Below are 6,213 nucleotides of genomic sequence, written 5' to 3' on the forward strand. Positions count from 1 at the left end.
TACGTTCGCCACGTCAGAAGAGTGTGCCCTCCTCGGGCCCCTCCAGCTCCTTCAGCAGCTCCGGCCCGTTGTTGCGGACGTTGCTGACGGCGGTGGCGACCGGATAGGCACGCATCAGCCCGGCGGGCGGCGGGGCGAGCAGCTCGCGCAGGTCGTCGGTGTCCGTGCGGGACGGGTCCAGCCAGGCGTCCCAGCGGTCGGGCGTCAGCATCAGCGGCATCCGGGGGTGGATCTCGGCGAGCGCCCGGGGCCCGTCGGCCGGGGAGACCGCGAGGGGGCTCTGCTCGGCCTCCGTGGTGATGACCGAGCACGTCACCCACCAGGCCTGCGGGTGGTCGTCCGGCAGCGTCTTGTCCCGCCAGAACTCGTACAGCCCGGCCATCGCGAAGACCGACCCGTCCGCCGGTGTCACGAAGTACGGCTGCTTGCGCGGCCGCTTCTTCTTGCCCTCGACCTCCAGCTCGCGCTCCTGGGTGCCGGTGACCCACTCGTAGTAGCCGTCGGCCGGCAGGATGCAGCGCCGCGAGGTGAAGGCACGGCGGTAGGACGGCTTCTCGTGGACGGTCTCCGCGCGGGCGTTGATCATCCGGGCGCCGCCCTCGGGGGTCTTCGACCAGGACGGGACGAGCCCCCACTTCAGCGTGCGCAGCTGGCGAACCGGCCGCGGGTCGTCCGCGTCTTTCAGGGGGCGGTCCAGGACGGCGTAGACCTCTTTGGTGGGCGCCACGTTGTAGTCCGGCTCGAAGGTCTCCTCGGGCTCCCACTTCTCGATCTCGAAGATGCCTGCGAGATCCTCTGGCCTACGACTCGCTGAATACCGTCCGCACATACGTGCCACACTGCCAGGCCCACCCGTCGCCCGGCCACCACCCCGCGACGACGGCGCTGCACGCCGCCCCGATCGACCACAGGGAGCCAACGCCACACATGGACGTCACCGCAACCGCCTCGCTCGCCTCCCTCTGGGACGAGGTCTCCGGTACGCAGCCCGACCCCGATCTGTGGGTGGTGATCGCGACCCTGGGCGCCGCGCTCGCCGTGGTGATCCCGCACGGCCTGTGGCGCATCTCCCGCAACGCCATCACCATCGCCCACGAGGGCGGTCACGGGCTCGTGGCCCTGCTCACCGGCCGCACCCTCACCGGAATACGCCTGCACTCGGACACCAGCGGCCTGACCGTCAGCCGGGGCAAGCCGCACGGCATCGGCATGATCCTCACCGCGGCCGCCGGCTACACCGCCCCACCCCTGCTGGGCCTCGGCGGCGCGGCCCTGCTCGGCGCCGGCCGCATCACGCTCCTGCTGTGGCTGGCGACGGCCCTGCTGCTCGCCATGCTCGTGATGATCCGCAACGCCTACGGCGCCCTGACCATGCTCGTCACCGGCGGCCTGTTCGTGCTGGTGTCGTGGCTGGCCGGCCCCCAGGTCCAGGCGGCGTTCGCGTACGCGGTGGTGTGGTTCCTGCTGATCGGCGGAGTCCGCCCGGCCTTCGAGCTCCAGGCGAAGCGGGCCCGGGGCGGTGCCGGCGACTCGGACGCGGACCAGCTGTCGCGGCTGACGCACGTACCGGCGGGGCTGTGGTTTTTCCTGTTCCACGCGGTGTCGCTGTGCTCGCTGATCGGCGGGGGCCGCTGGCTGCTGGAGATGTGACAGCCGGCCCGAGGGGCACGTGCCCCCGGGTGTGCGCCTCGACCACGCGGGCGCGACCGCGCCGACGGCGCCGCACTCGGAAGTCGCCCGGCTTATAAAGTGGGGCCATGGCCCCGAACACCGCAGACACCGCCCTCTGGCCCGCCCCGCACGCGAGCGGAGCCGTCGACGCGACGGTCCACGTGCCGGGGTCCAAGTCGGTCACCAACCGTGCCCTGGTCCTCGCCTCCCTCGCCTCCGAGCCCGGCTGGCTCCGCCGCCCCCTGCGCTCCCGCGACACCCTGCTGATGGCCGGCGCGCTGCGTGCGATGGGCATCGAGATCGAGGAGGGCGTCGGCCCCGAGGGCACCGGCGAGGCCTGGCGGGTGCTCCCCACGGGCCTGCGCGGCCCGGCCACGGTCGACGTCGGCAACGCCGGCACGGTGATGCGGTTCCTGCCGCCGGTGGCCGCGCTCGCCGACGGCGCCGTCCGCTTCGACGGCGACCCCCGTTCCTACGAGCGTCCGCTGACCGGCGTCATCGACGCGCTGCGTCAGCTCGGCGCCCGGATCGACGACGACGGCCGCGGCGCGCTGCCGTTGACCGTGCACGGCAGCGGCGCCCTGGACGGCGGCACGGTCGCCATCGACGCCTCCTCCTCGTCGCAGTTCGTGAGCGCCCTGCTGCTGTCCGGCCCCCGGTTCAACCAGGGCGTCGAGGTCCGCCACACGGGCTCCACGCTCCCTTCCATGCCGCACATCCGCATGACGGTCGACATGCTGCGCGCGGTCGGCGCCCAGGTGGACACGCCCGAGTCGGGCGGCGAGCCGAACGTCTGGCGGGTCTCGCCGGGTGCCCTGCTGGGCCGGGACCTGGTCATCGAGCCGGACCTGTCGAACGCCCAGCCGTTCCTGGCGGCGGCGCTGGTGACCGGCGGCAAGGTCGTCGTCCCGGACTGGCCCTCCCGCACCACGCAGCCCGGTGACCGGCTGCGCGAGATCTTCACCGAGATGGGCGGCTCCTGCGAACTGACCGAGTACGGCCTGGTGTTCACCGGGTCCGGCTCGATCCACGGCATCGACGTCGACCTCGGTGAGGTCGGCGAGCTGACGCCGGGCATCGCGGCGGTCGCGGCCCTCGCGGACTCCCCGTCGACCCTGCGCGGCGTGGCCCATCTGCGGCTGCACGAGACGGACCGGCTGGCCGCGCTGACCAAGGAGATCAACGAGCTCGGCGGCGACGTCACGGAGACCGCCGACGGTCTGCACATCCGCCCGCGCCGGCTGCACGGCGGGATCTTCCACACCTACGACGACCACCGCATGGCCACGGCCGGCGCGGTCATCGGACTGGCGGTGGACGGCGTGCAGATCGAGAACGTGGCGACGACGGCCAAGACCCTGCCCGATTTCCCCGACCTGTGGACCGGGATGCTCGGGGCGTAGGACGCAGGGATCACGTCATGCGCCGCTACGGCAAGCACACCGACGAGGACGACATCCGCACCCGTCCGGGCCGCCGCAACACCCGGCCCCGGACGAACATCCGCCCCAAGCACGAGGACGCCGCCGAGGGACTCGTCCTCACCGTCGACCGGGGCCGCCTGACCTGCCTCGTCGAGGACCGTGTGGTCATGGCGATGAAGGCCCGCGAGCTGGGCCGCAAGGCGGCCGTGGTCGGCGACCGCGTGGCCATCGTGGGCGACCTGACGGGCAAGAAGGACTCACTCGCGAGGATCGTGCGCATCGAGGAGCGCACCTCCGTCCTGCGCCGCACGGCGGACGACGACGATCCCTACGAGCGCGTGGTCGTGGCCAACGCCGACCAGCTGGCGGTCGTCACCGCCCTGGCCGATCCGGAGCCCCGCCCCCGGCTGATCGACCGCTGCCTGGTCGCGGCCTACGCCGGCGGCCTGGAGCCGCTGCTGGTCCTGACCAAGTCGGACCTCGCGCCGCCCGACAAGCTGCTGGAGCTGTACGGCCACCTCGACATCCCCTACGTCGTCACCAGCCGCGAGGAGCTGCAGAACGGCACCGCCCTCGCCCGCGTGCGCGAGCAGCTCCACGGCAAGATCACCGCGTTCGTCGGCCACTCCGGCGTCGGCAAGACGACTCTGGTGAACTCGCTCGTGCCGGAGGAGCAGCGGCGTACGACCGGGCATGTGAACGCGGTGACGGGCCGCGGGCGCCACACCACCACCTCGGCGCTGGCGCTTCCGCTGTCGGGCGGCGACGGCTGGGTCATCGACACACCGGGCCTGCGGTCCTTCGGACTGCACCACGTGGACCCGTCCCAGGTCATCCACGCCTTCCCCGACCTGGAGCCGGGCACCGAGGGCTGCCCGCGCGCGTGCAGTCACGACGAGCCGGACTGCGCGCTCGACGCGTGGGTGGCCGAGGGGCACGCGGATCCGGCGCGGCTGTATTCGCTGCGGCGGCTGCTGGCCACGCGTGAGCGCAAGGAAGGCGACTGACCTCCGCGTTGTTTGTCCTGGCGTGCGGACGGTAAGTGCATAATCGCACCCAAGCCGGACGCGAGCCCGGCCAAGGCCTGACGAGCGCGCTGAGATCGATGAAGCGGTCACTGAACGTGGGATACGGGAGGACGACTCATGGCGTGGCTGCTGGTCATCGTGGCCGGGTTGCTCGAGACCGGCTTCGCCGTGTGTCTGAAGCTGTCGCACGGCTTCACCAGGCTCTGGCCGACGGTCGCGTTCTGCATCTTCGCGCTCGGCAGCTTCGGACTGCTGACCCTCGCATTGAGACGACTCGATGTGGGTCCCGCGTACGCGGTGTGGACCGGTATCGGGGCGGCGGGGACGGCCATCTACGGCATGGTGTTCCTGGGTGACCTGGTGTCGGTACTGAAGATCGTGTCGATCAGTCTCGTCATCGCCGGTGTGATCGGGCTGCAGTTGTCGGGTTCCGCGCACTGACGCCCTGTCAGCCGGCCTTCCGGGGAAGGGCGCTGCGGACTAGACCGGCGACGCCTCCTTCGCCGGGCGGTGCGGCCACGCACGACAGGGCCAGCCGGACGGCGAGTTCGCAGGAGCGGGCCAGCTCGGCGGTGTCGGACTTGGGAGTGGCGGGTCCGGCCAGGATCGTGACGGCCCGGTCGCGGACGAGGGCGACGAAGTCGCCGGGTGAGGGCAGCGGTCCGTCGGCGCGGCGTTGAGCCGGTACGGCGGAGCTGGACCGCACGGCCGTCAGGGCCGGGGCGGGCAGTCGCTCGCTCCAGCAGCCGGTGAGCATGGCGCGGACGAGGACGTTGCCCCGGGCCGCCGAGGCGGTCCACTCGGCGGTGGCGGTGAGCCGGTCGCACGGGTCGCTGTGCGCGGCGAGGGCACGGTCCACCCCTGCGAGGTATCCGTCGGCCTCTCTCCTCACGAGTGCCCGGGCGAGGCCGTCCTTGCTGCCGAACTCGTTGTAGAGCGTCTGCCGGGACACTCCGGCCGCCGCGGCCACGTCCACCATCCGTACGGCGGACCACGGCCGGCGCACCAGCGCCGTGTAAGCGGCGTCCAGTAGGGATTCCCGTGCTGCAGGCATCTTCGCCTCCCCTTGGGGCGAGCGGCTCTGCGCCCAGATTTGACGCGCGTGGAACCACTGTCAAGGGTTCGCGGGCGCGCACGGGGGCGCGTTTCGGCCTTGCAGCGCGGGGCGTTGACCTGTGTGCCGGGCCTTCGCCGCGTGCGTGCGAACCGGCGGCGCACTCCGACCGGTTGTCGGTGTACGCCGCCCTGGGGTGGGACGTCCGCGGGAGCGGGCCCGCGAGGTCACGGCGGTTACCTCGGGTCGCCGTCGAACTTCGAGGTCGACCAGAAGTAGCCGAGCGCCGCGAGGCCCAGGCACCAGGCGAGGGCGAGCCATCCGTTGTGGCCGATCCCGGTGCCGAGCAGCAGGCCGCGCAGGGTCTCGACGGCCGGGGTGAACGGCTGGTACCGGGCGATCGGCTGGAACCAGCCCGGCATCGCGTCGAGCGGGACGAAGGTGCTGGACAGCAGCGGCAGCAGGATCAGGGGCATCGCGTTGTTGCTCGCCGCCTCGGCGTTCGGGCTGACCAGGCCCATACCGACGGCGATCCAGGTGAGCGCCGTGGCGAAGAGCACGAGCAGGCCGAAGGCGGCCAGCCACTCCAGGACCGTGGCGTCGGTGGACCGGAAGCCGATGGCCACACCGACGGCGCCCACGAGCACCACACTGACGACCGCCTGCAGCACGCTGCCGAGCACGTGCCCGACGAGCACCGACCCGCGGTGGATCGCCATGGTGCGGAAGCGGGCGATGACGCCCTCGGTCATGTCGTTGGAGACGGAGACCGCGGTGCCGATCGTGGTGCTGCCGATGGTCATCAGCAGCAGTCCGGGGACGACGAAGGCGATGTACGCGGAACGGTCCGGACCGCCACCGCCGATGCCGGCGCTCATGGTGTCGCCGAAGATGTACACGAAGAGCAGCAACAGCATGATCGGGGTGAGCAGGAGGTTCAGGGTGAGGGAGGGGTAGCGCCGGGCGTGCAGGAGGTTGCGGCGCAGCATGGTGGAGGAGTCGCGCAGCGCGAGGCCGAGGGAACTCATCGGGCGTT

7 protein-coding genes are annotated in these 6,213 nt (G+C 71.9%); 4 read left to right on the forward strand and 3 right to left on the reverse strand.

Features of this window, described 5'->3' with window-relative positions; all coding sequences use genetic code 11:
* Positions 1 to 13: 13 nt before the first annotated feature.
* Complete coding sequence (locus tag AB0B29_RS33210) at positions 14 to 829, reverse strand: SOS response-associated peptidase (protein ID WP_362245646.1); 816 nt, start codon at positions 827 to 829, stop codon at positions 14 to 16.
* Positions 830 to 927: 98 nt separating this feature from the next.
* Here AB0B29_RS33210 and AB0B29_RS33215 point away from each other — a divergent pair, with 98 nt between their 5' ends.
* The 4 genes from AB0B29_RS33215 to AB0B29_RS33230 all read left to right on the forward strand — a co-directional run bounded on the left by AB0B29_RS33215 (position 928) and on the right by AB0B29_RS33230 (position 4,564).
* The gene (locus tag AB0B29_RS33215; protein ID WP_362245648.1) at positions 928 to 1,650 is read left to right on the forward strand and encodes a M50 family metallopeptidase; all 723 of its coding nucleotides are present in this window, start codon (positions 928 to 930) and stop codon (positions 1,648 to 1,650) included.
* A 107-nt stretch (positions 1,651 to 1,757) separates the two neighbouring features.
* The gene (gene aroA / locus AB0B29_RS33220; protein ID WP_362245650.1) at positions 1,758 to 3,074 is read left to right on the forward strand and encodes a 3-phosphoshikimate 1-carboxyvinyltransferase; all 1,317 of its coding nucleotides are present in this window, start codon (positions 1,758 to 1,760) and stop codon (positions 3,072 to 3,074) included.
* A gap of 17 nt (positions 3,075 to 3,091) precedes the next feature.
* Positions 3,092 to 4,102: a ribosome small subunit-dependent GTPase A gene (gene rsgA, locus AB0B29_RS33225; protein ID WP_362245652.1), complete on the forward strand. Its 1,011-nt coding sequence runs from the start codon at positions 3,092 to 3,094 to the stop codon at positions 4,100 to 4,102.
* Between the two features lie 138 nt (positions 4,103 to 4,240).
* Positions 4,241 to 4,564, forward strand: a complete 324-nt coding sequence (locus tag AB0B29_RS33230; RefSeq protein WP_362245654.1) for a DMT family transporter — start codon at positions 4,241 to 4,243, stop codon at positions 4,562 to 4,564.
* 7 nt (positions 4,565 to 4,571) lie between these two features.
* On the opposite strand, the gene AB0B29_RS33235 is transcribed toward AB0B29_RS33230, so the two are convergent.
* Both AB0B29_RS33235 and AB0B29_RS33240 read right to left on the reverse strand, forming a co-directional pair.
* Positions 4,572 to 5,177: a TetR/AcrR family transcriptional regulator gene (locus AB0B29_RS33235; RefSeq protein ID WP_362245656.1), complete on the reverse strand. Its 606-nt coding sequence runs from the start codon at positions 5,175 to 5,177 to the stop codon at positions 4,572 to 4,574.
* 236 nt (positions 5,178 to 5,413) lie between these two features.
* Entirely contained in the window at positions 5,414 to 6,205 is a 792-nt protein-coding gene (locus AB0B29_RS33240; RefSeq protein WP_362245679.1) for an ABC transporter permease, read from the reverse strand.
* Positions 6,206 to 6,213 lie beyond the last annotated feature (8 nt).

The sequence above is a fragment of the Streptomyces tibetensis genome (assembly GCF_040647715.1).
Taxonomy (GTDB): domain Bacteria; phylum Actinomycetota; class Actinomycetes; order Streptomycetales; family Streptomycetaceae; genus Streptomyces; species Streptomyces tibetensis_A.

Coding starts and splice junctions, on each gene's coding strand:
- AB0B29_RS33210 (WP_362245646.1), bottom strand. CDS start 829: ATGTGCGGACGGTATTCAGCGAGTCGTAGGCCAGAGGATCTCGCAGGC.
- AB0B29_RS33215 (WP_362245648.1), top strand. CDS start 928: ATGGACGTCACCGCAACCGCCTCGCTCGCCTCCCTCTGGGACGAGGTC.
- aroA (WP_362245650.1), top strand. CDS start 1,758: ATGGCCCCGAACACCGCAGACACCGCCCTCTGGCCCGCCCCGCACGCG.
- rsgA (WP_362245652.1), top strand. CDS start 3,092: ATGCGCCGCTACGGCAAGCACACCGACGAGGACGACATCCGCACCCGT.
- AB0B29_RS33230 (WP_362245654.1), top strand. CDS start 4,241: ATGGCGTGGCTGCTGGTCATCGTGGCCGGGTTGCTCGAGACCGGCTTC.
- AB0B29_RS33235 (WP_362245656.1), bottom strand. CDS start 5,177: ATGCCTGCAGCACGGGAATCCCTACTGGACGCCGCTTACACGGCGCTG.
- AB0B29_RS33240 (WP_362245679.1), bottom strand. CDS start 6,205: ATGAGTTCCCTCGGCCTCGCGCTGCGCGACTCCTCCACCATGCTGCGC.